Raw genomic sequence first — 24,238 nt, 5'->3', positions numbered from 1 at the left:
ATCGGATTCCATTCAACTCTTGCCAAGCACAGGTAGCCCCATGTCCATTGCAGTCACAACCGACGCCATCGCGCCGGTCAAGGAAAAACCCGCCGCGCCGCACCTGGATTACCGGCCTGATGTCGATGGCCTGCGCGCCATCGCGGTATTGCCGGTGGTGATCTTCCACGCGTTCCCCGCGCTGATACCCGGCGGCTTCGTCGGCGTGGATATCTTCTTCGTGATCTCCGGTTATCTGATCACCGGCATCCTGCTGCGCGCCTTGAACAAGCAGCAGTTCAGCCTGCTGGGCTTCTACGGCCGTCGCATCAAGCGCATCTTCCCGGCGCTGATCACCATGATGATCACGGTGTTCCTGTTCGGCTGGCTGGTGCTGTTGCCGGACGAATTCGAGCAACTGGGCAAACACATAGCCGCCGGCGCGGCCTTCGTACTCAACTTAAGTTTGTTCATCGACACCAATCTGTACTTCGGCGCGATCGAGGCGCCGCTGGTGCATTTGTGGTCGCTGGGCGTGGAAGAGCAGTTCTACCTGGTGTGGCCGCTGCTGCTGTGGGCGACCTGGCGGCTGGGCCGCTGGCAGGTGGCGTTGCTCGGCGCGATCACGGTGGTGTCGTTCTACTTGAACGTCTCGGCCGTGCACGAAGAACCGCTGCAGTCGTTCTATCTGCCGACCGCGCGCCTGTGGGAGCTGTCGCTCGGCGGTTTGCTCGCCTTCGCCACTCAGAACAAGGCCGCCCACGGCGGACATGAAAGCCTGCCGTCGTGGATTCCGCACAAGGGTTTGTTCGGCGACAACGCCCGCGCCAACCTCGGCGCGGTGCTGTTGATCGGTTCGTTCGCGTTCCTGCACAACAAGATGGAATTCCCCGGCTGGTGGGCGCTGGCACCGGTGATCGGTTCGGTGCTGCTGATTTCCGCCGGCCCCGGCAGCTTCATCAGCCGCCGCGTGCTGAGCCAGCGCTGGATGGTGTTCGTCGGGTTGATCAGCTATCCGCTGTACCTGTGGCATTGGCCGCTGCTGTCGCTGGCCCACACCATCGACTGGCGCGACTACACCCCGGCGCTGCGCGTGGGCGTGGTGGCCCTGTCGTTCGTGCTGGCGTGGCTGACCTATCGCTATATCGAGCGGCCGCTGCGCACTTCGCCGAAGACGCTGAAGGTCGCCAGCGGCCTGTTCGCGACGATGGCGGTGTGCGCGGTCGGCGGCTGGCTGACCTACAAGACCCAGATCCCGGCGCGTCCGATCCCGGCCGATGTGGCCAAGATCCTCGCCGCCGAGAACGAAGACTTCCCGTATCCGAAGGAGCCGGGCTTCCTCAACGTCGGCACCGGTGCGAAGAAGGTCTTGTTCATCGGCGACAGCACTCTGGCGCAGTACCACTGGCGCGTGGACAAGGTGCTCAAGGAGCATCCGGGCAACAGCCGCGGCGCGATCTTCGCCTGGCGCCCGGGTTGCGCCCCGCACGACGAAATCACCCGCGTCGCCCACGCCAAGTGCCGGCAGCTGCTGGTCGATGCCATCGCCATGGCCAAGACCGCGCCGATCGAATCGGTGGTGATCGGATTCTCGTGGTACTCGTACCTGACCGGCAACCGCGACAGCGATCACGTCGGCGAAGTGCGCCCGCTGCTGCCGGTGGCCGATCCGGCGCTGGAGAACGTGCGCCGCATGGTCGAGGGCTTCGCCGCCTCGGGCAAGAAGGTCTACATCATGCAGAACGCGCCGCTCAATCCGGGCTTCGCGCCGCGACAGATGGTCCAGCGCACCATTTTTGCGCCTGGTTTCCGGGTCAACAGCGAGCCGGCGAGCAAGCAGCACCTGTTGACGGCCTACGAGCCGTTCCTGGTACGGTTGCGGCAGATCGCCAAGGACAACAACGCGACCCTGATCGATCCGCTCGGCGGCCTGTGCCCGGATGGCGAATGCCCTTCGATCACCAAGAACGACGAGCCGATCTATCGCGACGCGTTCCATCTGCGCAAGTTCTACATTCTCGAGAGCGTGAGCTACATCGATCCCGTCGTTCTCGATACCGGACATGATTCCATGCCCGGCAGCCGCTAGGAGAAACTGCAGTGCGTTCGTCAGTCAGCAATGCCATGGCGCTCGCCGCCGGATGCGCGCTCGCGATCTTGTTGCCTGCTTGCGGCGAAAGCCGCTCGCAGGAGGACGCAAGCAAGCCGCCGCAGCAGGTCAGCGTGGTCACGCTCGTCAATGCCCCGTTGGTTCTGACCCAGGAACTGCCGGGCCGCACCCGCGCGATGCAGGTCGCCGACATCCGTCCGCAGGTCAGCGGCATCGTGAAAAAGCGTTTGTTCGTCGAGGGCGAATTCGTCCAGGCCGGGCAGGCGCTGTACCAGCTCGACGATGCGGTCTACCGGGCCAGCTTCGACAGCGCGCAGGCCAATCTGCGCAAGGCCGAGGTCACCGCTCACGCCGCTCAGTTGGCGGCGAAGCGTTCGCGCGAGTTGAACAAGATCCACGCGGTCAGCGAGCAGGACAACGAGAGCGCGGTCATGGCCGCCGACCAGGCCCAGGCCGAAGTCGGCGTGGCGCGCGCCACCTTGCAAACCGCGCGGGTCAATCTGGCCTACGCCAACATCGTCGCGCCGATCAGCGGACGCATCGGCAAGTCCAACGTCACCGAAGGCTCGCTGGTCACCGCCAACCAGGACGAGCCGCTGGCGCTGGTGCAGAAGCTCGATCCGATCTATGTGGACGTCAACCAGCCCAGCGCCAACTGGCTGGCGCTGAAGCAGGCGATCGATTCGGGCCGGCTGCAATCCAGCGACGCCGGCGCGGCGGTCAGCATCCAGCTGGAAAACGGCGCGGCTTACGGCCACGAAGGCAAGCTGCAGTTCTCCGACGTCACCGTCGACCCGACCACGGGCAACTTCCTGTTGCGCGCGGTGGTGCCCAACCCGAAGCTGACTTTGTTGCCGGGCATGTACGTGCGCGCGATCGTCAAGGAAGGCACGCTCGCCGACGCCTTGCTGGCGCCGCAGCAGGCGGTGACCCTGGACGCCGACGGCAAGGCCAGCGCCTGGGTCGTGGACAAGGACAACAAGGTCAAGCAGCGCAGCGTGCGCGTGTCGCGCACGGTCGGCGACCAGTGGTTGGTCGAGGACGGGCTCAAGGCCGGCGAACGCGTGATCGTGGAAGGCGGGCAGAAGGTAGAGCCCGACATGCTCGTGAAGGCGGTGCCGGCGTCCAAGCCGGCGCCGGCCGCGAGCGCCGGCCGTTAATTCAGGGAAGACTGGATGTCGCATTTTTTCATCAAGCGTCCCATCCTCGCGTGGGTGATCGCGATCGTCACCGTGCTGGCCGGACTGTATGCGCTGACGCGGTTGCCGATTTCGCGTTATCCCGATATCGCGCCGCCGTCGGTGGATATCGAGGCCAGCTATCCGGGCGCGTCGGCCGAGACCGTGGAGGAATCGGTCACGCAGATCATCGAGCAGAACGTGACCGGGCTGGAGGGGCTCAAGGACATCGTCTCCACCAGCGACCGTTACGGCAACGTCACCGTCAGCCTGACCTTCGTCACCGGCACCGATCAGGACTTCGCCCAGATACAGGTGCAGAACAAGTTGCAGCAGGCCACGCCGCTGTTGCCGCAGATCGTGCAGCAGCAGGGGATTTCGGTCACCAAGGCCAGCGGCGCGCGCCAGTTGGTGGTCGCCTTCGTCTCCACCAACGGCAATCTGCGCACGGATGAAATCGACGATTTCGTCGCCACCACCGTGTTCGATTCGCTCAGCCGCGTGCCCGGCGTGGGCACCGTGCAGTTGTTCGGCTCCAAGCGGGCGATGCGGATCTGGCTGGACGCGGACAAGCTCAACTCGTACAAGCTCACCCCCGCCGATGTGTCGGCGGCGGTGCAGGCGCAGAACTCGCAGGCCTCCATCGGCCAGCTCGGCGACACGCCGTCGGTGCAGGGCCAGCAGCTCAACGCCTCGGTGATCGCGCTGGGCCGGCTGCGCACGCCGGAGCAGTTCCGCAACATCATCCTGCGCAACGAAAGCGGCAGCGGCGCCAGCCTGCGCCTGGGCGACGTCGCCCGGATCGAACTCGGCCGCGCCGACTACAGCCGCCTGGCCCGCTACAACGGCAAGCCCACCTCGGGCATCGGCATCACCCTGGCCAACGGCGCCAACTCGCTGGCGATGGTGGAAGGCGTCAAGGCCCAGCTCGACCGGCTCAAGCCGCAGATGCCGCGCGGGCTGACCGCGGTGTTTCCGTTCGACACTTCGCCGTACGTGCGCATGTCGATCCACGGCGTGGTCGAGACCTTGTTCGTGGCGATCTTTCTGGTGTTCGTGGTGATGTATCTGTTCCTGCAGGACATCCGCGCCACCCTGATCCCGACCATCGCCGTGCCGGTGGTGCTGCTGGGGACCTGCATCGTGCTGGCCGTGGTCGGCCTGTCGATCAACATGCTGACCATGTTCGCGGTGGTGCTGGCGATCGGCCTGCTGGTGGACGATGCGATCATCGTGGTCGAAAACGTCGAGCGGCTGATGCACGAGGAAGGGATGACGCCGGTGGAGGCGACCTCGCAGTCGATGAAGCAGATCACCGGCGCGCTGATCGGCATCGCCTCGGTGCTGTCGGTGATCTTCATTCCGATGTCGTTCCTGCAAGGCTCGGCCGGGGTCATCTACCGGCAGTTCTCGATCACTATCGTTTCGGCCATGGTGTTGTCGGTGATCGTCGCCATCGTGCTGACCCCGGCGCTGTGCGTGACCTTGCTCAAGCCCTATGACCCGGCCGCGCCGCGGCGCCAGCGCGGGTTCTTCCATTGGTTCAACCGTAAGTTCGATCAGGGCGGACGGCGTTACGAGGGTTTCATCGCCGGCATGCTCAAGCGGCCGCTGCGCTGGGTGGCGGTGTACCTGGGATTGGGCGTGTTGATGGCGGTGCTGTTCTTCCGCCTGCCGACCGCGTTCCTGCCCGCCGAGGATCAAGGCTATCTGCTGACGATGGTGCAGGGCCCGGTCGGCGCGACCCAGGCGCGGACCTTGAAGGTGCTCGATCAGGTCGAACACATCTTCCTGAAAGACGAAAGCAAGGCGGTGGCGGCGACCTTCACCGTGGCCGGCTCCAACTTCAGCGGCAAGGGCCAGAACGCCGGTTTCGGCTTCATCCAGCTGCGCGACTGGAGCGAGCGCAAGCCCGCCGAGCTCGGGGTCAAGGCGGTGCAGCAGCGCGCGGCCAAGCAGTTGTCGAAGATCACCGACGCGCGCGTGTTCGCCTTCGCGCCGCCGCCGGTGGTGCAGCTCAGCGATTCGGTGGGTTTCGATTTCTATCTGCAGGACAGCTACGGCCAGGGCCACAAGGCGCTGACCGCGGCGCGCGACAAGTTCCTGGAACTGGCGGCCAAGAGCCCTTTGCTGGCCAACGTGCGCGCCAACGGCCAGGACGACACGCCGCAGCTGTACATCAACATCGATCCGCAGAAAGTGGCGTCGCTGGGCCTGTCGATGAGCGATGTCGAAGACATGCTGTCGGTGGCCTGGGGCGGGCGCTATATCGACGATTTCATCGATCGCGGCCGGGTCAAGCGCGTGGTGATGCAGGCCGACGCGCCGTTCCGCATGCGGCCGGAGGATTTCGGCCGCTGGCACGTGCGCAACAAGCAGGGCGAGATGGTGTCGGTGGCGGCGTTCGCGACTTCGCGCTGGGAACACGGCCCGCCGCAGCTGGAGCGCTATAACGGCGTGTCGGCGATGAATCTCAACGGCGAGGCGGTGGAAGGCTTGAGCACCGGCGAGGCGATGCAGGAAGTCGAGCGTCTGGTCGCGCAATTGCCGCAGGGCTTCGCCGCGGAGTTCGTCGGCCAGTCGTTCGAGGAGCGTGAGGCGGTGTCGCAGGCGCCGCTGCTGTACGCGCTGTCGCTGCTGGTGGTGTTCCTGTGGCTGGCGGCCTTGTACGAAAGCTGGTCGATGCCGGTGGCGATTCTGCTGGCGGTGCCGCTGGGCATCATCGGCGTCGTCGTGTTCACCTTCATGCGCGGCATGGAGCGCGACGTGTACTTCCAGGTGGCGGTGTTGACCACGGTCGGGCTGACCTCGAAGAACGCGATCTTGATCGTCGAGTTCGCCAAGCATTATGTCGAGCAGGGCAAGTCGCTGATCGAAGCCACCGTGCTGGCCGCGCACAGCCGCCTGCGCCCGATCCTGATGACCTCGCTGGCGTTCGGCTTCGGCGTGTTGCCGCTGGCGGTCGCGACCGGCGCCGGCGCCGGCGCTCAGCGCGCGATCGGCACCGGCGTGTTCGGCGGCATGCTCGCCGGCACTTTCCTCGGCGTGATCTTCATTCCGCTGTTCTTCGTACTGGTGCAGCGCGCGTTCCACAGCTTCCACCGCACCGCGGCGGCGGCACCGGCGGCGCAGTAACGCCGCCCACGCGGCGACCGCTGCGCGCGGTCGCCGCGGCTCAGACTTGCGCCGCGTCCAGACGGGTCGCGATGCGCACCTCGCCGGTCAGCACCTTATGGATCGGGCAGGCGTTGGCGATCTGCAGCAAGCGCTCGCGCTGTTCTTCGCTGAGTTCGCCGAGCAGACGGATATTGCGTTCGATATCGGTGCCCGCGGCCGGCTTGCCGTCGGGATTGAAGCGCAGCGTGACTTCCACTCCGGCCAGCGGCCACTGCTTGCGCGCGGCGTACATTCGCACGGTGATCGCGGTGCAGGCGCCCAGGCTGGACAGCAGCAGGCGCTCGGGCGAGGGAGCGCTGTCGCCGCCGCCGAGCTCGGCCGGTTCGTCGGCCTGCCAGCTGTGGCCGCCGTCGTCGATGAAGGTCACTACAAAGGGCGTGGGTTCGGTGCGGGCGTGGACGGTGGCGATGGGCATGGCGGTCCTTGGGGGATGCGGCGTTGGGGTCGCTTGGGATGACCTTAAGGCGGGCTTGCGGTTGGCGCCAGTTGGTGTGGCTGCACGGATAGTTTCATTGGCGGGCGTTGCGATGGGAGCCGGTAACAAGGTCGCCCGAACTACGAAATGATGGAGCCCCTCTCCCGCTTGCCACCCAAGGTGACTTCCTTCGGGGCGCGGAAGAGGGGTTGGGGTGAGGGTGCGAGGAGTGGTGAGGCTTCACGCAAGAGCATTCGCGCCTGCGGCGCTCATCCCTCACCCCAGCCCTCTCCCGCAAGCGGGAGAGGGAGAAATGCGGTTTTTGTTGGGGTCGCCAAGATCGCAGCGCCTCGGCATGACATTCGACAGGGGCCGTATGCAGCCGCGTTGCCGATCATCGACGCTCCCGCCCCGAAGGACGCCCGCATGAACGCACCTCGCCTGCCGCTCGCCCTGAGCCTGATCCTCGCCGCGCTAGCCGCCAACGCGCAGGTCGTCGGCGTCGCCGTGGATTCCAAGGCGATCCTGGTCGATGGCCAGAGCGTGATCGCGGCCAAGCCGGCCGGCGATTCGGCGGTGTTCTTCAAGCTCGAAGACGGCCAACTGCGCACGCTCGGCGAAGTGAAGCTGCCGACCAGTTACCTGGGCCCGCCCGAATCGCTGGCGGTGTCCGCGCGCGGCGATCTGGCGCTGGTGGCGTCGTCCTCGCGCGTGGATGCGGCTGATCCGAAGGCTTACGCCAACGACGACACGTTGTCGGTGGTCGATCTGTCCGGCAAGACTCCGCGCGTGAGCCAGACCTTGGCGCTCGGCGTGCGGCCGTCCTCGGTCAAGTTCCATCCCGGCGGCGCGATGGCGGTGGTGGCGTCCAATCCCGACAACGCGCTGGTGTGGCTGTCGATCCGCGAGGGCAAGGTCGCCATTGCCGACAAGCAACCCCTCGAAGCAGGGCGCGGGCCGCTCACCGTCTCGTTCCCGACCGACGGCAAGCGCATGCTGGTCGCCCAGGCCGACGCGCAGCGCGTGTCGTTGTATGCGCTGGAAAACCAGCGCATCAAGACGCCGCCGATCCGCGACATGGTCGCCGGCGTCACGCCGTTCACCGTCGCCTATTGCGGCGACAGCGGGCTGGCCGTGGTCGGCAACTTCGGCATTCCCGATGCCGGCAACGGCGATATCGACACCGTCAGCTTGATCGACACCACCGGTGCCAAGCCGCGCGTGATCGACACCGTCGCTGTCGGCTCGGCGCCGGAGGACGTGGCCTGTTCGCCCGACGGCCGGTATGCGGCGACGACGGTGCAGAACATGAGCAACCGGCCGAAGGATCACCCCTTCTATTCGCCGAACAGCCTGGTGGTGTTGCTGAAACTCGAAAACCGCCGGCTGCGGCGCGTGGCCGAAGCGCCGATCGGCGCCTGGGCCGAGGGCCTGGTGTTCGGCGGCGATTCCAGGACCGTGCTGGCGCAGAGCATCGACGATCGCGCGCTGCATGTGCTGAGGATCGACGGCGACACGCTCAAGCCGGCGCGCGCGCCGATCATGTTCGGTAACGGCGCGCCGGTGGGGATCGGCATCGCCGGGCGTTGAGTTCAAGCCGCGTCGGCCGGCGCCATCATCAAAACCAGTCCGGCCGCATCGCATGCGCGCTGGGCTCGGCCTCGCTCACCAACTTCGCCGCCAGTTCCACCTGCGGCAGTTCATGGGCGAAGAAGAACCGGCAAGCCTGCAGCTTGCCCTGATAGAACGCGGTATCGGCTTCGTTGGCCCCGGCCAGCGCGTTTTGCGCGATCGTCGCCTGACGCAGCCACAACCACCCGATGACGACATGGCCGAGCAGGGTCATGTAATGCCCGGCGTTAGCCAAACCCAGGCGCACTTCGCCGGCGGCCATGCGCTGGCCCACCGCCGCGGTAGTGGCGCCGGCCAGCTTCGCCGCGGCGCCCAATTGCGCGGCCAGCGCCTGCAGTTCCGGTAACGCGGCGGCTTGCGCGCAGCTCGCGCCGATCTCGCGCAACAGCAGCTTCAACGCCGCGCCGTTCTGCATCATCGCCTTGCGCCCGAGCAGGTCCAGCGCCTGGATGCCGTTGGTGCCTTCGTGGATCGGGTTGATGCGGTTGTCGCGATAGCACTGCTCGACCGGATACTCGCGGGTATAGCCGTAGCCGCCGAGAATCTGGATCGCCAGTTCGTTGGCCTTGAGCGAGTAATCCGAGCCCCAGGCCTTGATGATCGGCGTCAGCAGATCCAGCAGCAGCGCGCTTTCGCCGCGCACGGTGTCGTCCGGATCGCGCGCCTGATCGACCAGCAGCGCGGTGTAGAAGCCCAGCGCCTGCGCGCCTTCGACCCAGCATTTCTGCAACAGCAGCATGCGCCGCACGTCGGCGTGCTCGATCAACGCCAGCGGCGGCGAGGCCGGATCTTTCTGGTCCGGATGACGTCCCTGACGGCGTTCGCGCGCGTACTGCAGCGAATACAGATACGCCGCGCTGCCTTGCTGCACCGCGCCCAGGCCTACGCCGATGCGTTCCTCGTTCATCATGTGGAACATGTACGTCAGGCCCTGATGCGGCTGTCCGACCAGATAGCCGTGGCAGTCGCCGGATTCGCCGAACTTGAGGAAGGTGTTGACGCTGCCGCGCTGGCCCATCTTGTGGTTCAGTCCGGCCAGGCTGACATCGTTGCGCGGCCCGCGCGCGCCGTCGTCGCCCACGCGCCAGCGCGGCACGATGAACAAGCTGATGCCGCGCACGCCGGGCGGGCCGCCGGGAATCTTCGCCAGCACCAGATGCACGATGTTTTCGCCGAGTTCGTGGTCGCCGGCGGAGATCCACATCTTCGCGCCGCTGATGCGATAACTGCCGTCGGCCTGCGGTTCGGCCTGGGTCTTGATGTCGGCGAGCGAAGAGCCGGCCTGCGGCTCGGACAGGCACATGGTGCCGTAATAGCGGCCATCGACGATCGGCTTCATGTACAGCCGTTTCTGTTCGTCGCTGGCGTAGGCCTCGAGCAGATTGGCCACGCCGCGCGCCAGCGCCGGATAGGCGACGGTGGACGGGTTGGCCGCGGAGAACATGCAATCGCACACCGCGCCGATCACGAAAGGCAACTGCATGCCGCCGTCTTCGAAGTCGGCCAGCACCGCCATGAAGCCGGCTTCGTTGAAGGCCTGCAGGCTTTCGCCGATTTCCGGGATCAGCTCGACCCGGCCATCGACCATGCGCGGTTCGTTGAGATCGCTCTTGCGGTTGTGCGGCAGGAACTTGCTCACCGCCAGTTGATGCGCCAGTTCGATCGCCGCGTCGAAGGTTTCGCGGCCGTGCTCGGCGAAGCGCGGGTAGCGCGCGAGGCGCTCCACGTCGAGCAGCTCGTACAGCATGAAATCCAGATGGCGGCGGTCGATCAGCGGACTGGAACTCATGCTTGCGCTCCGGCAGTGGGTGAGTCATTCTTCACATGTGACTCATTAGGAGTCAAGCCGGGAATTCGTCCAGACCATGCCCAAGTCGCCCGCGCGCAAGCCCGCCGCTCCGTCTAAAGGCCCGTCCAGGCCGGTTTCGGCCAAGCGCGCCGCGGTCCAGGCCAAACCGGCGCCGGCCCAGACCCGGCTCGGGCAGGCCTTGCGCGAATCCACGCCGCGCCGCGCCACCCCGCTGGACCTGTTCCGCGCCGCGCGCCGCGGCTGGATCGCCGGCGAGCGATTGGACATCGGCGCATTGGCCGCCGAGTTGGGCATCGGCCGCGCCACCGCGTTCCGCTGGGTCGGCAGCCGCGAGCAGTTGCTCGGCGAAGTGGTGTGGTCTCTGTGCGAGCCCTTGCTGCAACAGGCCGCGGCGGCGACTTCCGGACGCGGCCCGCGCCGCGTCGCGGCGATCTGCGAATACGCGATCCGGGCGATGCTGGTGTATCCGCCGCTGCGCCGTTTCATCGAGCAGGACGCCGAATTCGCCCTGCGTCTGCTGACTTCGAAACAAGGGCCGGTGCAGGAACGGGTGATCGGCCAGGTGCGCGAACTGCTGCGCCATCAGGCCGATCAGGGTGCGTTGGTGTTGCCGCTCAATGTCGACACCTTGTCGTACCTGATCGTGCGCCTGTGCGAGTCGTTCCTGTATGCCGATGTGATCAGCGGGCAACGCGTGGATGCGGCCGAGGCGGGGTTGGCGATCGAGTTGCTGTTGTCGGGTAAGGTTGAGCCGCGGGGGAAGGCGTTGCGGAGTGAGGCGGGCAAGGCTTCATCGGCGCGGCGGCGTGGGGGCGGTGGAAACAGTCGGGCATAGTTCGCGCAGCTGTCGTCCGGTATCTCTCGCTTGAATCAAGATACCGATCGCCTTCCTTCTTGCTCGTCATTCCCGCGAAAGCGGGAATCCAGTGACTTCAAGCGTTCTCGCACGAAAGGCACTGGATTCCCGCTTTCGCGGGAATGACGGAACCCGGTTTTCTGAGGACTTGGGCAGGTCTGAAAGTCCCCGCGGTATGGCCGTGTCGTTGCGCCCGGAGTTGGTGCCGTTGTGAGAGGGCCTTCCGATCCGGGGCGATCGGATCGAAAGGCATCGGGGCTAAAGCTCCCTCCTACAAGAGCGGCTCTTTCTCACACGCAAAACTCCTGCTCGCAAGAAAACTCCCTCTTGCAAGAAAAAGTTGCTCTCACAAGAAAACGCTCGCCGCACGCGATCACGCGTGCGGCAATTCCGGAATGCCGAAATCGCGGATCACCGCGTCGATGTGGCCAACCGTGCTGACGTCGGCGAACACCTTGGCCGGATAGCCGCCGGCGGTGATGTAGGTTTCCGGGCGGTACACCTGGGTGTCGGCGCCGAGCTTGCCGACGTCGCCGTCGAAATCGTCCAGGGCGAAATGCAGCTGGCTGCGCAGTTGCGCGAGTTTGTCGCCGGGCATGTTGTTGACCCAATCGACGAACTGCTGGCGATGCGCCGGGTCGTCGAGCTTGTAGCCCTTGGCTTCGGCGTAGCGGTTCAGCAGCGTCACCGGGCTCCAGCCTTCGCCGCTTTGATCCACCAGCGCCTTCGATGCGGCTTCGCTGAAACCGGCGTGCTGCAGGAACGCGGCCGAGGTGTCGTTCATATGCGCGTTGGAAAATTCCACGCGATCCTTGATCGTCAGACCCGCGGTCGCGGCCACCACCAGAGCGATGCCGACCGGGCCCAGCCAACTGCCGGCGCCGAGCGAGGCGGCGAAGCTGGTGCCCGACAGCGCCGCCATCGTGCCGCCGACGCCGCTGGCCAGATACAGGCCGCCCTTGACCGGGTCGCCGTTCTTGGAGAAGAACTGCTCGCCGGCGTTGTAGTAGTCGAAGCCGGCCGACAAATAGCCGAACACGCGATCGGCGCGGCCCAGGCGGCCCGGGTCGATGCTCTGGCCGTTGAGCTTGTTGCCCGCGCCGAAACGCCCGGCCGGCGAGTCTTCGACCACCAGGCCCAGGCCGACGCCGAGTTCGGTGCCTTTCTGTCCGAGCGCGGCGGCATCGACAATCATCTTCAGATCGTTCTTGTTGATCTGGCCGTCGTTGGCCTTGCTCGCCGAATTGACGAAACCCACGGTGGCGAAGCTCAGGCCGACCATGCGCAGCAATTGTCCGGCCGGCTGGTTCTTCTCGAAGGTCGGGCGATAGCCTTCGGCGGTGAGGCGGTCGTCCACGTTGTTCATCGCATCGGCATGCGCCTTGAGCTTGGTGGCGATCTGCTCGGCACCGTCGCCGGCCGCGGGCAGGCTGCTCTTGAGCTGATCGACCAGCTTGATGTAGTTGGTGTACTTGCTGCCCTCGGTGTCCATGCCGAGCAGCTTGATCAGCACCGGATTCTTGAGCTTTTCGATCGACTGCTCGGCCTGGGCGATGCTCGCCGGGTTGCGCGGATCGTAGGCGTGGGCGCCGGCCAGCACGTCGTTGCGGATGTAGGCGTTGACCAGTTCCTTGCCCAGCTTGATGCCTTGCTCGCCCAGCTTGGCGCCATAAGCGAGGTTCTGCATCAGGCGCTTGCCGGCGCCGGTGTCGATGTACTCCGGATGCTTCTTCAGCGCCAGGCTGATCGCATAGGACGACTTGCTGTCGCTGAGCAGACCGTCGATGGCTTTCTGCGCCGCGGCCTGTTGCTCGGGCGGCGCGTTGCGCAGGCTTTCGATCTGGTCGAGCAGGGTCTGGCCTTCGCCGGCGACCTTGTTTTCCAGGTCGGCGACCTTCTTCTCCCAATCCGGGCCCTTCTTGGCGGTGTAGTCCTTGATCGCCTGATCGAGCTGATCGGGCGTCATCGAGCCGCCGTGATTGGTGATCAGCCAGGTCAGTTCGTCGGTTTCCTTCGCCAGCTTATCGACATCGCCCTTGACGACGTTGTTGGCGTACATCCCTACGCCCATCGTCGCCGATTCCATGATGCGGTCGCCGCCGCCGGCCTTGCTGATTGCCAGCAACAGGTCCGGACGCGCGCCTTCGGACACGGCCATGTGGATCTGCGATGCGTCCACCGGCAGATCGGCCATGCGCTGCACCAGCGCGTTGCCTTCTGGCGTACCGCCGAGTTTGCCCGCGATGTGCACCAGCGAGCTGGTGCCCTCGATGCCCAGGCGGATGCTGTAGCCGCTGCTCTCGGCGCGCTGGAAGAAATCGTTCAAGGCGGTGACTTCGCGCCCGGCCAGATCGTTGGCGATGCGCGGATCGGCGTTTTCCAGCAGTTTTTCCAGGTTCTTCAGGCTTTCCATCGGCTTGGCGCTGGGCCCGCTGCGCGCGTCTTTCCACGGCTCGCCCTGCAGCGGCCCGGTGACCTGCGGCAGGATCTTGTCGTCGAGCAGCTTCTGGTAGGCGGGGCTGGACAGCAGCTGCGATTGCGCTTCCGGCGACAGCTTCGGCAATTCACGGCTGAGCGTGTCGATCGCGCTCTTGGCGTCGGGCATGGATCGCGCGCTGCTCACGGTGCTGTCCACTTCGTGCTGCACGGCCAGATCCTTGACCGCGCTGGTGGCCGCGGCCTTGGCGGCCGGGTCGTTCTCGTAGCGCTTGATGACGTTGGCGCCGTATTGCTCGATCGCCTTGGCGTCATAGATGTCCGCGGTGGGCCGCGAGTGGGCGTCGAACTCGGCCTTGATCTCGGCGCCGATGCTGGTTTTCAGGTCATTGCGCGCGGTGTTTACCTGGTTGGCGTAGCCGCCGCGCAGGCTCTGGTAATCCGGATCGTTGTGCGCGCTCTTGTAGCTGCCGGTGAAGGCGGCGAGGTTGTCGTCGGCGGTGAGGTATTTCTGCATCGCCGTGTCGCTGGCGGTCTGCTCGGGCGTGGCGTTGGGCGCGGCCTTGGGTTCGGCGTGGTGCTTGATCGTCGGAACGATCAACTGCTGCCCGGGATTGACGCCGCCGTAATCGATGCCGTTGCGCTGCGCGATCTGCTGCGCGGTGACCGGAGCTTCGGGCGTGCTGTACTGCTTGGCGATCGACTCCAGGCTCTCGCCGTGCTTGACCTCATGCAGCTGCTCCTGCGGCTGCGGCGGCGGAACCGGCGGCTGCGCGGGCAGCTGCGGATGTTGCAGGTAATACGGAATGCCATCGAGAGTCGGGAAGCCCATGAGAGCCGGCGCCAGTGGGGAGATCGCACGATTAGAACAACCGCGCGTTGCTATCGATAGCTAGGGCAAGCACCTGTATTCGATGTCATCGAATTGAAACAACTCGCGAGTTTGTCCGGATGTATTCGATCCGTAGCCATGTGCGCGTTCGCCAACGCGATCACAGAAAAGATGCGCGCGGCCGGCGCGGAGGGCAATCTCGTGCGCGGACGGCCCAAGGCAGTCGCCTTGGGTTGCAAGCGGGAGAGGGCGCCGCCGCGCCTTACTGCAAGGTCACCGCCAGATCGCGATTGGCCGCCGCTTCGTTGCCGCTGTAATCGCGGGCGGTAATGCGCAAGGTGTAATCGCCCGGCTGCAGTTCGCTCGGCAGCCACAGTCCGGCGCTCAGCTGGCCGTCGCGCACGGTGTTGGTCAGCACGTAGCGGAAGCGGGTGATCGCGCTGCCGTGCACGCTGATGCCGCTGTCGGGCGCGTACACGGTCTTGGTCGCGTCGGCCTGCGAGGGCAGGCGATTGAATTCGATGTTCATGCGCGGGCTTTCATAGCCCGGCAGCGGTTGCCCGGCGGCGTCCAGCCACTGATAGCCCAGCGCATACAGACCCAGGCGCCGGCGCGGCAGGTTGTCGTCCACCTGGTCCCAGGCTTCGGCGACGATCTGCAAACCCGACAAGGCGCGCGACACCAGCACGCGGCCCTTGAGCTTGGTGCGCAGCGGCTGCGCGAGTGCGTCCAGCAATTCGATGCGCTCGATGCGCGGCGGGTAATGATCGGCGTAGTGGTTGAAGTCCAGGCTGATCGCGTTGCGCTCGTAACCGGCGGCGCCCAGGCTCAGATGCACGTGGGCCATCGCGTTGATGGTGCCCAGCACGTCGCCGGCCTTGAAGCGGGTGCCGCGCAGCAGGCGCATGCGTTCGATCTTGCCGGCATCGTCCATGATCGGCTGGAACCGCGCCGGATCGATCGGCTCGCCTTGCGCGGTGCGGCCCACGCGCATGTGGATGTAGCTGATCTGATCCAGCGCCGCGCCTTCGCCGAGATTGCCGAAGCCCCAGGCGCTGGACGGATTGCTGACCTTCGCATCGGCGATCGCCAGCACCTGCTGGCCGATGTCGCCGCGGATGTCGAGGCCGCCATGCAGATGGTCGCGGCTTTCGTGCTGGCCGTCGCCGCGCACTTCGCCGAGCGTGCCGACCACTTCGTGCCAGCCGTCCTGCGGCTTCAACGGCCAGCGTCCGGCGGTGAACGGCAGCGGGTCTTGCGGCGACGGCCCGGCCACGCTGGCGATGGGTTGCGCCGCGGCCGGGGCGATGCGGTGCACGCGATAACTCGCCGCGTCGGTCACGTACACCGCGCCGTCGCGATCCAGCGTCATCGCGGCCGGCAGCGACAGCCGTTGTTCCTGCGCCTGTCCGGTCAGCACCGTCCAGTTACCGTCGGGGCGGATCTGAAAGGTCAGGCCCGAGAGCATGTCGCCGACGTACATCACGCCGTCGTGAGCGATCGCCAGCGCCGAGGGCCGATACAGCGGATTGCCGCCTTCGCTGTCCGGCACCAGGGTGAGGGTGATCACGTCGCCGTCGGGCTCGACCTTGCGCAGCGCCTTGTTGCGCGAGTCGGCGACCCACAGCAGGCCCTGCGCGTCCAATGCCAACGCAGTCGGCGTGTCGAAGCGCGCGATCGCCGCGGCGCCGTCCAGAAATCCGGGCTTGTCGCCGCCGGCCAGGGTGCTGACCGTGCCGTCGGGCTGAATCACACGGATGCGGTCGTTGTAGGTGTCGGCGACGAACACGCGGCCGCGTTGATCCACGGCGACGCCGATCGGCCCGTTGAACTGCGCCTGCGCGCCGGGGCCGTCGCGATAGCCGGCGATGCCGGTGCCGGCCAGTGTGGTGACCGCGCCGAGCTTGGAAATCTTGCGGATCGCATGATTGCCGGTATCGGCCACATACAGATTGCCCGCGCTGTCCAGCGCCAGCCCCGACGGCGTGTTGAACGCCGCGGCGGTGCCTACGCCGTCGGCGAAGCCTTCTTTCGAGCCGGCTACCGTCGCCACGCTGCCGTCGGGACGGATCATGCGGATGCGATTGCTGTCGCCGGCATCGCTCAGATACAACGTGCCGTTGCCGCTGCGCGCCAGCCCGTAGGGATCGGCGAAGCGCGCCTGCGCCGCCGCGCCGTCGCGCAGGCCGCGCACGCCGTCGCCGGCGATCAGTTCCAGTTGCGCGATCCAGCCGATCGGCGTCGGCGCGGGCGGCGCCGCGACCGTTGCGATCAGGCGGCGGCTGCCGGGTTCGATCACGAAGGTCGCGGCGAGCGCCGCGGCGGTGAGGCCGGCGGCGATCCAGATCCAGGTTTTGCGGGTCATGCGGTTCCTTGGCGCGTGGACGGCGCCGTCGCGGCGCTGTCCTCCTGGTCTGGATTCTAAGTCACACCGTCCGAACGAGCGCCGTCATCGCTGCCGCGCCAACGCCGTTACGCTGAGCGCAAGCGACGCGATCGGCCGCTTGCACCCAACGCAATGCGACTTCAAGCCGCCGCGCCGCCCCAGGCCGAGTACACCAGCCGCGCGACTTGCGCATGCACCGCATCGCGCGCGGCGTCGTCGAGCTTGGCGGTCTGCAGGTAACTCACGATCAGGATCGGCGCGCGCCCCGGCGGCCAGACGATACCGACATCGTTATTGGCCTCGCCGGCGGTGCCGGTCTTGTCGCCGACCCGCACGCCCGCCGGCAGGCCCGCGCGCAGGCGCTTGTCGCCGGTCTTGTTCGCGACCAGCCATGCGGTCAGCTGTTCTCTCGACGCCGGCTTCAGCGCATCGCCGAGCAGCAGCGCGCGCATCGTCGCCACTTGCGCCAGCGGCGAGCTGGTGTCGCGCGGATCGTCGGCCGCGCCGCGGTTGAGCTCGGGCTCGGTGCGATCGCAGCGGGTGACGGTGTCGCCGATGTCGCGCAGGAACTGCGTCAGCCCCTGCGGGCCGCCGACCAGCGGCAGCAGCAGGTTCGCCGCCGGATTGTCGCTGAGCGTGGTGGTGGCTTCGCACAACTGCGCGACGGTGGCGCTGGAACCCACCAGCGGCTGGGTGAACGGCGCGTGCGAAATCATGTCGGCGGCGGTGATCGGCACTTTACGATCCAGCGTCAGCTTGCCCAGTTCGACCTGACGCAACACCGCCGCGGACAGCAGATACTTGAACGAACTGCACATGCGGAAGCGCTCATCGCCGCGCCACTGCATGCGCCGGCCGCTGCCGGTGTCGATCGCGGCCACGCCCAGGCGGCCGCCGGTGGGCTTCTCCAATGCGCGCAGGCGGGCGTTCCAGTCGGGCTCGTGCGTGGCCTTGGGCGCGGCGGCGCCGAACGCGGCGCCGGTGCCGGCGGCCAGCAGCAGGCCGCTGGCGCATTGCAGAAAGTGACGTCGTTGCATCGGGGGATCTCCTTCGGGGCGAGCCTGGATTATTCGCAGCCGCCGCGGCGCCGACAAACGAGGATTTCTCGCGGCAGGCAAAAGAAATCCTTGCAGCACCTGCAACCGCGGCGGCGATGCTCGCATCAACACCTGTGAACATCCTGCGAGCGCCCGCATGAACGCAAGTACCGCCTGTGTCGTCTACGCTTCTTTGTTCGCCGTGGTCGCAGCGCCGCTGGCGTTCGCGCTGTTCGGCCTGCTGCGCCGCGAGCGCGGGCCGGCGGCGCCGCGCGCGCGCTGGGATGGGCGGCTGTCGCTCAACTCGGGCCTGATGTACGCGTTCAGCTTCAGCCTGATCTTCTTCATCCAGGAATTGTTCCTGGTACTGCCCAAGGCGTTGACGCCGGGATTGAAGGCGACGCTGTTCCACAACAATCATCATTGGGACGGCGACAACCCGCTGGCGCGGTTGTTCCAGGGCACCGGCGCGTTGGCGATCTTGCTGACGGCGATCGGCTTCAGCCTGTGGTTGAAGCTGCGCCCGCCGCGCTCGGCGACCTTGAGATTGTTCGTGCTGTGGACCGCCTTTCACGGCTTCTTCCAATCGCTGCCGCAGGTGGTGGTGGGCGCGGTGATTCCGCAGAACGATGTCGGCATGGCCTTCGACTATCTGCAGTTGAGCGAGGCGACCAAGCTGGTGCTGGCCGGCATCGCGCTGCCGGTCATCGTGATCCTGGCGACGCGTTTCGCCCGGCCGCTGCTGGAATTCGCCGCCAACGCCGGCGATGTCGCCACGCCGCTGCGCCGCAGCGGTTTCATGCTGCGCACCGCGACCTTGCCGGCCTTGCTGGCCTTGCCGGTGATCGTCGCGATGCGGGTGCCGGGCAGTCTGGATCAGGTCGCGATCGTGCCGGTGGCGGAATTCGTGATCGGCGTGTTCTGGCTGCAGGCGTATGCCTGGTTCGCCAAGCCGCGGCGGATCGGACAGGTCGAATCCGCGCCGTCGGCGTTGGGCGCGGCGCTGATGGTGGCGGCGCAGTTGCTGATCTTCCAGTTCGCGTTGCGGCCGGGAATCGCGTTCTTCTGAGCAAGCGATCAGCGCCTACGGGCCGCAGGCTTCCGCCTTCGCGCCCGCCGCCGGCGTCGCCGCGCGCGCCGGCGCGAACAGCGCCAGGCTCAGCGCGGCCAGCACCCACACGCCCAGGCCGCCGTACCACAGCACCCAGCCGAAGCCGTGGACCAACGCCTCGCGCGCGATATCCGACCCTTGACCCGGCAAATTCAAGGCCTGCGCCGCGCTCAGATCGCCCGCCGCCACCCGTCCGGCCAACGCGCGCAACTGCGCGCCATCGAGCGCGGCGCCATACACCGAGCGCAGATGCGCGGCGATGCCGGCGATCAGGATCAAACCCATCAGCGCGATATTGATCGCCAGCGTGATCAGCCGCGCGCTCATGTCGATGCCCGAAGCCATGCCGGTGCGCGAGGCCGGCACCGATCCGGTCGTGGTGTTGCTGACCGGCGTGTTCGTCAGGCCCAGGCCGCAGCCGGCCAGCAGGGCGCCGGGCAGCATGGTGATCCAGCTCGCATCCGGCCGCGCGCTGCCGTAGCGCATCGCCACAAAGCCCAGGCCGATCGCGAACAAACCCAGCGGAATGATCCAGCCCGGGCGATAACGCGCCGACCAGCGCTCGGCCAGCGGCGGCATCGCCAGCGTCGGCAAGGTGTAGGCCAGCAAGGCCAGGCCGGCGGTGACGGTGTCGTAGCCCAGCGCGCTCTGGAAATAGATCGGCAGGTAGATCATGAACGGCCAGAAGCTGAAGTTCATGCCGATCGAGCCCATGATCGCGCCGGAAAATTCGCGGATGCGGAACACGCCGAAGTCGAACATCGGATGCGGATGGCGTTTTTCCACCCGCACGAACGCGATCAGGCTCAGCGCGGTGAGCGCGAGCACGCCCAGCAGCAGCGGATCGGCATAGCCCGATTCCGGCGCCTGGGTGATGTAGTAGGTCAGCCCCAGCACGCCCAGCGACAAGGTCAGCAGGCCGGCGCGGTCGAGCTGGTGCGATTGCGCCTCGCGCGATTCCTGCGCGCCCAGCGCGATCAGCAGCCAGGTCAGCAGCGCCAGCGGCGCGTGCACCAGGAACACCCAATGCCAGTTCGACAGCGCCACGATCGCGCCGCCGATGATCGGCCCGAAGCCCAGCCCGGCGCCGAACACGATGCCGAACACCGCGAACGCGCGGCTGCGTTCGCGGCCCTCGCGGAACTGATGCGAGAGGATCGCGAACTGGCTGGTCAGCATCGCGCCGCCGGCCAGTCCTTGCAGGAAGCGTCCGCCGATCAGCACCGGCATGCTCTGCGCCCAGCCGCACAACAGCGAGGTCAGGCCGAAGGCGATCACGCTGATCACGAACACGCGGCGGCGGCCGTAACGGTCGGCGAGGGTGCCGGCGGCCATCAGCACGGTGGTGCAGGCCAGGGTGTAGGCGTTCATCACCCACTGCATGTCGCGCAAGTCGCCGTGCAACTGCTGCTCCAGGGTCGGCAGGATCACCGGCACGCTGGAGATTTCCAGGCCGAACATCAGCGCGGCCAGGCTGACGGCGGCCAGCGCGAGGGTGTTTCGGGCGGCGGGGGACAAGGTCATTGCAGCGTCCTTCGTGAAAGCGGCCGGTGGCGGCGGCCACGGCGCAGCGTCGCCGCGCACGCCGGGGCGGCGCGGTTCGGGGATTAGGCAAGTGGGCGGGGCGGAAGCTGTTGTGGGAGAGACTTGCGTCCCGACGCTTTCCGGTCCGACACCGATTAAATGCAATCGCGATAGAAAAGGGTCGGGGCGCAAGCCCCTCCCAGAAAAGCACTCAGCTCGGCAGCGGCGAATCGATAGCGACGATTCTGGCCAAACCCGACTCATGAGGGAAATGATTAAATTTTGTGGGGTCTATTAATCGCAATCATCAATCGACGTATGCTGGCGGCATGGACCTGGACCCGACCCTGCTGCGGACCTTCGTCGCCGTGACCGAATCCGGCGGCTTCACCCGCGCCGCCGAGCGCCTGCACCTGACCCAGTCCGCGGTCAGCCATCAGATCCGGCGCCTGGAGGAGCAACTGGGCTGCTCGCTGCTTCACCGCACCACGCGCCGGCTGACCCTGACCGAAGACGGCGAAGACTTCCTGCGCCATGCCGAACAGATCCTGCAATCGCTGGACGCGCTGTCGCGGCGTTTCCAGCCTTCGCCGATCACCGGCGTGGTGCGATTCGGCGTGCCGGAAAATTTCATCGGCGACCGCCTGCCCAACCTGCTGTGCCAGTTCACCCGCGCGTTTCCGGGAGTGCGCATGGACATCAGCGTGAGCATGAGCATGGACCTGCGGCAGATGGTCGAGGCCGATGAGCTCGATCTGGCCGTCGTCATCGCCTTGCCCGGCGGCGCCGCCGACACGGTGCTGCGGCGCACGCGTTTCGTCTGGGTCGCATCGGACACCTTCGATGTCGCCCCCGGCCGCTCGCTGCCGTTCGCGTTTTTCCCCTCGCCGTGCATCAACCGCCAGATCGGCGTGTCCGCGCTCGACGGCACCGACGTGGAGTGGCACGTGATGTTCACCTCGCCCAGCTCGCAAGGCTTGAACGCGGCGATCTCCGCGGGCCTGGGCATCACCGTAATGATCGAAGACGACGTCCTGCCCGGCATGCGCATCGTCGACGGCCAATACGGCCTGCCCTCGCTGCCGCCGGCCGAGTTCGTGCTGCTGCGCCGGCCGGGCGGATGCACGCCGGCAGTGGCGGAGTTCGGTAAGTTGGTGTTGGAGCTGCCGTAGGCGCGGTTGCGCTTCGCGCGCCATGTTCAATCCATGCGCCTTGCACGGCGCGGCATCGTTCTGAGGCGCGCCGTATCCGATCGCGCGCCCGCGATCTTCCCGCCGCCGTTCTTCACCGACCACGCCCGAGCACCGCCCTCCCATCGGCGATGCCCGGGCGCAACCCGCATTGGTGGCGTTACTTCATCCGATGCGGTCGGATCGGCTGCGTTGTTTCATTGAGTCCGCTCCAGCCGATCCCGCTTCGACAAGCGTCGATAGATCGGATCGGCCAGCGGATCGCGGGTCTGCCGGCTCGGGCCCGCGTAGGCCAGATCGGCGCTGAGGCTGGGCAAGAACGGGCTGGCTCTGCTCGGCAGATATTCGGCGACCACGCGATGATCGGCGACGGCGCTCGGCGCCATCGTCCAATGCGCGCGCCCGGCCTTGTCCAGGGCGAGCGGTTCGGCGGCCGGCTTGCCGTCGATCAACAGACGCACGCTGCCGGTGGGCGCGCCTTCGCCACGCGCTACCCGCGCGACAGCGGCGGTCAAGGTCAAACGGTCGCCGCCTTTCGCGCCCAGCGAGGTTTCGGTGGCGCCGAGCTGCAGCTTCTGGCTGGCCTGTGCGCTCTTGGCGAAAATCGTGTCGCCGGTGGTGCCGACATCGAACTCGCAGTCCTGACGGATCTTCCGATCGGTCACCGGTTTGCAGATCCGGCGCGCCATCGCCACGTTCTCCGGCTTCATCGGCGGGATCTTGTCGGCCGGGAACGGCGCGTGCCGATAGCGTCCGGTCGAGTCGCCCTGGCGATAGTCGAACAAGCTCGTTTTGTCGGTGACGCGCCACAGGTCGGCGAAGCCCGGGCGGTTCCATTCGTCGGACGCCATGACGCCCATAAGCCCTTGCGTGGCCGGCGTGTGGTACGCGCGTACATTGATGTACCACTGGCTCTGATCCGGCCACCAGTTCGCGGTTGCCAGCAGCGTGCTGCCGTCGGGGAAGTCGATCTGGATGCCGTTGCTGTCGAGCGTGCTCACGCGGCCGCCGACGCCGAGCGCGATGCCGCCTGCGCCGGGAGTGGCGAGCGCGCCGTCGATCCGCAACTGCAGGCCGCTGGGGTCGGGAACGCCGCTGAGATTCGGCACCCAGGTGACGCGGTGGGTGCCCACGCGCGCCGCGACGGCGGTATTGACGCTGACCCACGGCGCGCCGGGAACCGGTGTCTGGCGGATCTGGATTTCCATGCCGGCGCCGCCGCGCAAAGCCACGAACTCACCGCCGGGCTGGAAGTCGTAGTGCATGCCGTTGACGGTGACGATGTGCGGATCGCCGTCGTTGACGCCGTCGTTGAGCGAGCCGTAGTGCAGTTGCTCGTTCGGCGAACCCGCGCCGGCGCTGACGACGCCGGCCCAGCCGGGCGTGCCGGTGACGTTGTCGGCGTTGTGGATCGCGGCCCAGACCGCCGCCGGCGTCGCCGCCGGATGGATTTCCAGGTAACGCGCGGCCACGCCGGCCACGTGCGGCGAAGCCATCGAGGTGCCCGACATCACCGCGGTCGAGGCGTCGTTGGCGATGCCCGCCGACAAGGTATTCACGCCCGGCGCGAACAGATCCACGCAAGTGCCGAAATTGGAGAACCCCGCGCGGGTGTCGTTGTTGGGATCGATCGCGCCCACCGTCATCGCCGCCGGCGCGCGGGCCGGCGAGATGTTGCAGGCGTCGCCGTTGTTGTTGCCGGCGGCGACCGCGTAGGCGACGCCGGAGGCGACCGAATTCGCGATCGCGGTATCCAGGGTCGGGCTGGGAGAGAAGCCGGAACTGAGATTGGCGACCGCGGGCAGCGTCCGGTTGGCCGTCACCCAGTCCACCGCCGCGATCACCGGCGCCAGATACGTGTTGGCGCAATCGCCGGCGCGCACCGGATGCAGCAGCGCCTGTTTGGCGATGCCGAAAGTCGTGCCGCCGATGGTGCCGGCGACGTGAGTGCCGTGACCGTGGCAGTCGTTGGTGCCGGCGGCGAGATTCATGGTGTTGGTGCCGCCGGAGACGCGGCCGGCGAGTTCGTTATGGGTCGGCCGGATGCCGGTGTCGATCACATAGACATGCACGTTGTTGCCGGTCTCGCTGTAGGTGTAGCGCAAATCCAGCGGCAGCAGGCGCTCGCTGGTGCGGTCCAGGCCGGCCGGCGGATTGGGCTGGACGATATTGAGCTCGCCCACCTGATCGACCTCGACATAGGCCACCTCCGGCATCTCGCGCAACTGCCGCAGCGCGTTGTCCGGCAGGCTCGCGCTGAAACCGCGCACCGCGGCGGTGTAGGTGTATCCGACCTTGCCGCCGAGCGCACGCACGCGTTCTTGCGACGACTGCAACGAGGCGCTGGCGATCCCCTGCTTGAAGACCACGATGTACTGCCCGGGTATGCGCCTGGGCGCGTTCTCGTTGATGAGCGGCGCCAACGGCGCCTGCGCCATGCTCGCGCCCAGCGGCAGGAGCGCGGCGAACAGGGCCGATGCGATCCAGATCGCGATCCGGGCGCCGCGCGTTCGCGGCGGCGCGGCTGTCCACCTTGTGTCGATGTCCATGCTTGTGTCCATGACC

Annotated in this window: 14 protein-coding genes; 7 read left to right on the top strand and 7 right to left on the bottom strand. The window is 66.9% G+C overall.

The features are described 5' to 3' along the window. Positions 1-40 precede the first annotated feature (40 nt). The 3 genes from AB4Y92_RS13630 to AB4Y92_RS13620 are packed head-to-tail and all read left to right on the top strand — an operon-like array spanning position 41 to position 6,402. Positions 41-2,068: an acyltransferase family protein gene (locus AB4Y92_RS13630; protein ID WP_441820148.1), complete on the top strand. Its 2,028-nt coding sequence runs from the start codon at positions 41-43 to the stop codon at positions 2,066-2,068. A gap of 35 nt (positions 2,069-2,103) precedes the next feature. Beyond that, positions 2,104-3,249 (top strand): efflux RND transporter periplasmic adaptor subunit, encoded by a 1,146-nt coding sequence (locus AB4Y92_RS13625; RefSeq protein WP_441820256.1) that lies wholly within the window; start codon positions 2,104-2,106, stop codon positions 3,247-3,249. A gap of 15 nt (positions 3,250-3,264) precedes the next feature. Then, complete coding sequence (locus AB4Y92_RS13620) at positions 3,265-6,402, top strand: efflux RND transporter permease subunit (protein ID WP_441820147.1); 3,138 nt, start codon at positions 3,265-3,267, stop codon at positions 6,400-6,402. A gap of 40 nt (positions 6,403-6,442) precedes the next feature. On the opposite strand, the gene AB4Y92_RS13615 is transcribed toward AB4Y92_RS13620, so the two are convergent. Continuing rightward, a complete protein-coding gene (locus AB4Y92_RS13615; RefSeq protein WP_441820146.1) occupies positions 6,443-6,859 on the bottom strand; it encodes an OsmC family protein in 417 nt (138 codons plus the stop codon). 426 nt (positions 6,860-7,285) lie between these two features. Here AB4Y92_RS13615 and AB4Y92_RS13610 point away from each other — a divergent pair, with 426 nt between their 5' ends. Further along, positions 7,286-8,449: a YncE family protein gene (locus AB4Y92_RS13610; RefSeq protein WP_441820145.1), complete on the top strand. Its 1,164-nt coding sequence runs from the start codon at positions 7,286-7,288 to the stop codon at positions 8,447-8,449. 28 nt (positions 8,450-8,477) lie between these two features. Here AB4Y92_RS13610 and AB4Y92_RS13605 read toward each other — a convergent pair whose 3' ends face one another. Then, a complete protein-coding gene (locus AB4Y92_RS13605; RefSeq protein ID WP_441820144.1) occupies positions 8,478-10,280 on the bottom strand; it encodes an acyl-CoA dehydrogenase in 1,803 nt (600 codons plus the stop codon). 76 nt (positions 10,281-10,356) lie between these two features. Here AB4Y92_RS13605 and AB4Y92_RS13600 point away from each other — a divergent pair, with 76 nt between their 5' ends. Then, a complete protein-coding gene (locus AB4Y92_RS13600) occupies positions 10,357-11,136 on the top strand; it encodes a QsdR family transcriptional regulator (RefSeq protein ID WP_441820143.1) in 780 nt (259 codons plus the stop codon). A 394-nt stretch (positions 11,137-11,530) separates the two neighbouring features. On the opposite strand, the gene AB4Y92_RS13595 is transcribed toward AB4Y92_RS13600, so the two are convergent. From AB4Y92_RS13595 to bla, 3 genes are all read right to left on the bottom strand, one after another. Continuing rightward, positions 11,531-14,425, bottom strand: coding sequence for a LysM peptidoglycan-binding domain-containing protein (locus tag AB4Y92_RS13595; RefSeq protein ID WP_441820142.1), 2,895 nt, complete (start codon positions 14,423-14,425; stop codon positions 11,531-11,533). Between the two features lie 262 nt (positions 14,426-14,687). Next, positions 14,688-16,790, bottom strand: coding sequence for a gluconolaconase (locus AB4Y92_RS13590; RefSeq protein WP_441820141.1), 2,103 nt, complete (start codon positions 16,788-16,790; stop codon positions 14,688-14,690). Between the two features lie 161 nt (positions 16,791-16,951). Beyond that, on the bottom strand, positions 16,952-17,848 hold the full coding sequence (gene bla, locus AB4Y92_RS13585; protein ID WP_441820140.1) for a class A beta-lactamase: 897 nt from the start codon (positions 17,846-17,848) through the stop codon (positions 16,952-16,954). Positions 17,849-18,005: 157 nt separating this feature from the next. On the opposite strand from bla, the gene AB4Y92_RS13580 reads away from it, so the two are divergent. Next, positions 18,006-18,917 (top strand): hypothetical protein, encoded by a 912-nt coding sequence (locus AB4Y92_RS13580; RefSeq protein WP_441820139.1) that lies wholly within the window; start codon positions 18,006-18,008, stop codon positions 18,915-18,917. A gap of 15 nt (positions 18,918-18,932) precedes the next feature. Here AB4Y92_RS13580 and AB4Y92_RS13575 read toward each other — a convergent pair whose 3' ends face one another. Then, positions 18,933-20,483 (bottom strand): MFS transporter, encoded by a 1,551-nt coding sequence (locus AB4Y92_RS13575; protein WP_441820138.1) that lies wholly within the window; start codon positions 20,481-20,483, stop codon positions 18,933-18,935. Positions 20,484-20,812: 329 nt separating this feature from the next. Between AB4Y92_RS13575 and AB4Y92_RS13570 the strand changes: the two genes are divergently transcribed. Further along, a complete protein-coding gene (locus tag AB4Y92_RS13570; RefSeq protein ID WP_441820137.1) occupies positions 20,813-21,655 on the top strand; it encodes a LysR family transcriptional regulator in 843 nt (280 codons plus the stop codon). A gap of 215 nt (positions 21,656-21,870) precedes the next feature. Here AB4Y92_RS13570 and AB4Y92_RS13565 read toward each other — a convergent pair whose 3' ends face one another. Then, on the bottom strand, positions 21,871-24,234 hold the full coding sequence (locus AB4Y92_RS13565) for a S8 family serine peptidase (RefSeq protein ID WP_441820136.1): 2,364 nt from the start codon (positions 24,232-24,234) through the stop codon (positions 21,871-21,873). Positions 24,235-24,238 lie beyond the last annotated feature (4 nt).

This window comes from Lysobacter sp. TAB13 (assembly GCF_052113885.1).
Classification (GTDB): Bacteria; Pseudomonadota; Gammaproteobacteria; order Xanthomonadales; family Xanthomonadaceae; genus Lysobacter; species Lysobacter gummosus.
This window is presented reverse-complemented; position numbering and strand designations above follow the sequence as displayed.

Excerpts from the sequence above, each read along its gene's own strand:
- AB4Y92_RS13630 (WP_441820148.1), top strand. The coding sequence starts at position 41 with ATGTCCATTGCAGTCACAACCGACGCCATCGCGCCGGTCAAGGAAAAA.
- AB4Y92_RS13625 (WP_441820256.1), top strand. The coding sequence starts at position 2,104 with ATGGCGCTCGCCGCCGGATGCGCGCTCGCGATCTTGTTGCCTGCTTGC.
- AB4Y92_RS13620 (WP_441820147.1), top strand. The coding sequence starts at position 3,265 with ATGTCGCATTTTTTCATCAAGCGTCCCATCCTCGCGTGGGTGATCGCG.
- AB4Y92_RS13615 (WP_441820146.1), bottom strand. The coding sequence starts at position 6,859 with ATGCCCATCGCCACCGTCCACGCCCGCACCGAACCCACGCCCTTTGTA.
- AB4Y92_RS13610 (WP_441820145.1), top strand. The coding sequence starts at position 7,286 with ATGAACGCACCTCGCCTGCCGCTCGCCCTGAGCCTGATCCTCGCCGCG.
- AB4Y92_RS13605 (WP_441820144.1), bottom strand. The coding sequence starts at position 10,280 with ATGAGTTCCAGTCCGCTGATCGACCGCCGCCATCTGGATTTCATGCTG.
- AB4Y92_RS13600 (WP_441820143.1), top strand. The coding sequence starts at position 10,357 with ATGCCCAAGTCGCCCGCGCGCAAGCCCGCCGCTCCGTCTAAAGGCCCG.
- AB4Y92_RS13595 (WP_441820142.1), bottom strand. The coding sequence starts at position 14,425 with ATGGGCTTCCCGACTCTCGATGGCATTCCGTATTACCTGCAACATCCG.
- AB4Y92_RS13590 (WP_441820141.1), bottom strand. The coding sequence starts at position 16,790 with ATGACCCGCAAAACCTGGATCTGGATCGCCGCCGGCCTCACCGCCGCG.
- bla (WP_441820140.1), bottom strand. The coding sequence starts at position 17,848 with ATGCAACGACGTCACTTTCTGCAATGCGCCAGCGGCCTGCTGCTGGCC.
- AB4Y92_RS13580 (WP_441820139.1), top strand. The coding sequence starts at position 18,006 with ATGAACGCAAGTACCGCCTGTGTCGTCTACGCTTCTTTGTTCGCCGTG.
- AB4Y92_RS13575 (WP_441820138.1), bottom strand. The coding sequence starts at position 20,483 with ATGACCTTGTCCCCCGCCGCCCGAAACACCCTCGCGCTGGCCGCCGTC.
- AB4Y92_RS13570 (WP_441820137.1), top strand. The coding sequence starts at position 20,813 with ATGGACCTGGACCCGACCCTGCTGCGGACCTTCGTCGCCGTGACCGAA.
- AB4Y92_RS13565 (WP_441820136.1), bottom strand. The coding sequence starts at position 24,234 with ATGGACACAAGCATGGACATCGACACAAGGTGGACAGCCGCGCCGCCG.